Annotated in this window: 6 protein-coding genes; 3 read left to right on the forward strand and 3 right to left on the reverse strand. The window is 39.3% G+C overall.

Going from position 1 to position 3,032, the window contains the following annotated elements:
• The 3 genes from ACSIPU_RS30055 to ACSIPU_RS30065 all read left to right on the forward strand — a co-directional run.
• Nucleotides 1-92, forward strand: a 92-nt coding sequence (locus tag ACSIPU_RS30055) for a hypothetical protein (protein ID WP_370447373.1), incomplete at its 5' end; no start/stop codon positions are given.
• A 73-nt stretch (nt 93-165) separates the two neighbouring features.
• Nucleotides 166-552: a hypothetical protein gene (locus ACSIPU_RS30060; RefSeq protein ID WP_181728339.1), complete on the forward strand. Its 387-nt coding sequence runs from the start codon at nt 166-168 to the stop codon at nt 550-552.
• Between the two features lie 166 nt (nt 553-718).
• Nucleotides 719-1,246 carry a hypothetical protein gene (locus tag ACSIPU_RS30065; RefSeq protein WP_001027750.1) on the forward strand — a complete coding sequence of 176 codons (528 nt, stop codon included), beginning with the start codon at nt 719-721 and terminating at the stop codon, nt 1,244-1,246.
• Nucleotides 1,247-1,296: 50 nt separating this feature from the next.
• On the opposite strand, the gene ACSIPU_RS30070 is transcribed toward ACSIPU_RS30065, so the two are convergent.
• From ACSIPU_RS30070 to ACSIPU_RS30080, 3 genes are all read right to left on the reverse strand, one after another.
• The gene (locus ACSIPU_RS30070) at nt 1,297-1,704 is read right to left on the reverse strand and encodes a hypothetical protein (RefSeq protein ID WP_000074418.1); all 408 of its coding nucleotides are present in this window, start codon (nt 1,702-1,704) and stop codon (nt 1,297-1,299) included.
• A 29-nt stretch (nt 1,705-1,733) separates the two neighbouring features.
• Nucleotides 1,734-2,195, reverse strand: a complete 462-nt coding sequence (locus ACSIPU_RS30075; RefSeq protein WP_000185304.1) for a hypothetical protein — start codon at nt 2,193-2,195, stop codon at nt 1,734-1,736.
• A gap of 336 nt (nt 2,196-2,531) precedes the next feature.
• Nucleotides 2,532-2,729: a hypothetical protein gene (locus ACSIPU_RS30080; protein ID WP_000710701.1), complete on the reverse strand. Its 198-nt coding sequence runs from the start codon at nt 2,727-2,729 to the stop codon at nt 2,532-2,534.
• Nucleotides 2,730-3,032 lie beyond the last annotated feature (303 nt).

A 3,032-nucleotide genomic window follows, 5' to 3' on the forward strand; every position in this document is an offset into this window, starting at 1 on the left:
ACATCAACCTAACCGGCGATTACGTCTGGCGGCAGAGCCGCAGACTGGAAGACGGGAAGTTTCGGCCCTTACGGATGCCCGGAAAACCTTAGCGTACGATTTTTTCCGAATTCTGCGGGCTCCCCTTTAAGATTTTGGCAAGCAGTAGCGTCCTCTGGTTTACCCATGAACATGGTAATACGGGAAAAACCATACCAACTTATGGTCGCTTTGATTGCTTTATATACGGCCATCCCTGTTGTTACAATAGTAATTTTATCTGGTCAGCAATCGCATAAGTTGGAACTAATTGCTGTGCATTTCATTACATTTATCACGATGGTGTTTGTTTTGCGTCGTAAGATGGGGAAACGTTGGCTGGATTTATTTGAAGAAAAATTAGCCATTTATAAACCTAATGATAAACTCGCGCTTAGCGAATTACACGAAAGCATACGTGAGAAAAATGGGCTAGACTTGCAGGATCTACAAGATTGGTACTGGAAAGAGAAGATGACATATGCGTATCACAAAGAACATAAAACAACCATAAGCTATCAAAAATTCAAGTAGCATTTTAAAATGTCAGGGGAGGGCTATTGTGATTTATTAAGTCGGCAAGGTTATTAGGTAGGGGTGTTCAATATGATAAATTCTTCGAGTGTGGTTATTTCAAGAGTTGTTCTGGTCCTTTGAGATAGCTAATTATCATTACAGACTTTATCGAAAGGTATGAATTATGAACATTACCGACAAAGAACTTAGCTCAAATACAGTGAGTCAGTATGGATGGAACTTAGGAGAGTTCAATCACTCAACGCCTTTTACATCTCATTTTATTTATATTACCGACTATCATAAAGATAATACATGGATGATTTCACTTTCGCAGGAGGATTTTAATACGACCAAAATTTCAACATCGTTAAGTCTAGATGCCTGTGTGTCCATGCTCGGAAAGATACTAAAAAAAATGTCTAACAAAATCGGTATCTCACAAACGGAAGAATCTGAATTCGCATTTCTTTTAACAAACTATATTAAACAAACTTTGACTTTTAGAGAATGGCAACGCAATGCTGAAGGAAATCAACGACTGCACTTTCTTATTAATATCTACGGTGCAAAAGAAGACGGTGGCGAAGTGGTTTTAAGACCATTTATTGTAAATCCTGATGAATTAATGCTTACTCCAGCGGATGTCGTTGAATTTAATTCGCAGGTTATCAAAGTTGATCGGCAGCGTCATCCTGAGTGGTTCCGTTAACAGGTCACAAGGGTTAAGAGCCTGAAAGGCTGCGATAGGGTATACGCAGCCTATTCTGTATAGCCGTCGCGTAATAATTGTTCTAAATGACTATCGACCGTTTCCTGATCACCAGGAATATATCGAGGCCATCCTGTTATATCGTTGGCGAGTTTCACTATGTATGGATGAAACCCAAACTGTTCGGAAGTGATGTCAATATAATATTGCACTTCTTCGAAATTCAACTCACACCAATAATGGCCAAAGCCACCACACTCTATAAATATACCGCCATCATCTGCACCGTTACCCCCACGGACAACAGCATCTAGACCTTTAGTTTTTGCTAAATAACACACAAGATAGCTTGCAAAAAGGCAAGTGCCTGCCGTCTTCTCTATGCCGCACTCCGTTAAAATTGAAAGTAGCTTTTCATGCGCCACTCTTGCAATGTCTGATACCAATTCCGGGGACATGTTAGCTCCAGTGAAATTGTTAGATCGACTTAAACAGATAATAACTCAATATTTTCATGAAGTACTTGTGGGTTCTTAAACCAATAGCCGGAACCACACATCCAAGGTTCACCTGGGAAAACAAAACCTTCTTGAATAAGGTATTTGCGGAATAGGGGAGGCAGTACATTTTCAATTTTCAAAATGTAATTTTGTTCATCTGCAATACATTTCAATTCTGCAAGAAGCGCTCTAAAAATGCCTGTGCCGGGCTCTTTAACTGAGATAGTTGAAACAACCATGACCGGATATCCCAGGACCGAACACATGCCTGCTCTTGCCCGGATGTAGAGCTCCTCGAAATGGTGTAAGCCGTGTACATGAGAAGACCTTATGGGTATCTTACCATCTGATGCCTGCGTTATAAGGTCGGCGAAAACCTTTTTGATTTTCAGCAAATCTGCCTGAAAATTTTGATCGTTCAAAGGAAAATCAGATTGAGAATTTGTCATTACATATCTTATGTTTTAAAAACTTAACTTTGATAAAGCAAAGGAATACGCTGATCGTCATGTGATCCAAATTGAGCAATGAATTTTAATTCGGAACAGCTAAAGACAAAGCAGTAGGGTGCAATAATTCAGGATGTCGATACTATAAGAAGAATAGTGGTATGAATGTAGCAATTACCTCAATATGAGGGGGGCAACTGTTGATGCTGTACATACATACAGTATTTAACATAATCTTTGTTATATGTACTTATAAATCAATGACATAAGGTTTAAAGATCGTATGATCTACGCACTAGGTCATGGCTTGTAATGAGTGAAAAAAGGTTCAAGATTTTAGAGAAATGCTCCCAAGATCAACATGGCGGCATAAGTTTTCCAGCTTGACCAATCAATCGTGGAACCAAGCAACAGATAGAATGCCAGGCCTACCAGCCCCAGCTTTACTACTATCCCAATTAATATGGTAAAGATAGACTCATCGCGTTCGCCTTTAAGTAATTTACAACGCGTAATTAGATCGTCTTTTTTCATGTAGAATCCCTTAGAGTTATTAAAGTCCTGCATTAGAAGTTGTTACCTGCCGAAGTTACCTCGTATGAGTTAACTGTGGCTCCAAACATACAAAATATAAGCTGTGCCAATTGAAAGGATTAGAAAAGCACAGTTACTAATAAAATCTACTAATGCTTGTAGCTTCTTTAGTCTCACTATTGCTGGACCGTGTTCAGTAGAGGTACTACTCAGCCCTTTTGTTCTGGCACTCTCTGCTTTTCTGAAAAAATTGTAATGCAATCCTGACCGCAAGCAAAACCATGCCAAACCAGTCGTTATTAC

It is taken from the genome of Klebsiella sp. HN106, from assembly GCF_051209435.1.
GTDB classification, from domain to species: domain Bacteria; phylum Pseudomonadota; class Gammaproteobacteria; order Enterobacterales; family Enterobacteriaceae; genus Klebsiella; species Klebsiella oxytoca.

Bases quoted from the DNA above. Each gene is read 5' to 3' on its own strand.
- ACSIPU_RS30060 (WP_181728339.1), top strand. From the start codon at position 166: ATGAACATGGTAATACGGGAAAAACCATACCAACTTATGGTCGCTTTG.
- ACSIPU_RS30065 (WP_001027750.1), top strand. From the start codon at position 719: ATGAACATTACCGACAAAGAACTTAGCTCAAATACAGTGAGTCAGTAT.
- ACSIPU_RS30070 (WP_000074418.1), bottom strand. From the start codon at position 1,704: ATGTCCCCGGAATTGGTATCAGACATTGCAAGAGTGGCGCATGAAAAG.
- ACSIPU_RS30075 (WP_000185304.1), bottom strand. From the start codon at position 2,195: ATGACAAATTCTCAATCTGATTTTCCTTTGAACGATCAAAATTTTCAG.
- ACSIPU_RS30080 (WP_000710701.1), bottom strand. From the start codon at position 2,729: ATGAAAAAAGACGATCTAATTACGCGTTGTAAATTACTTAAAGGCGAA.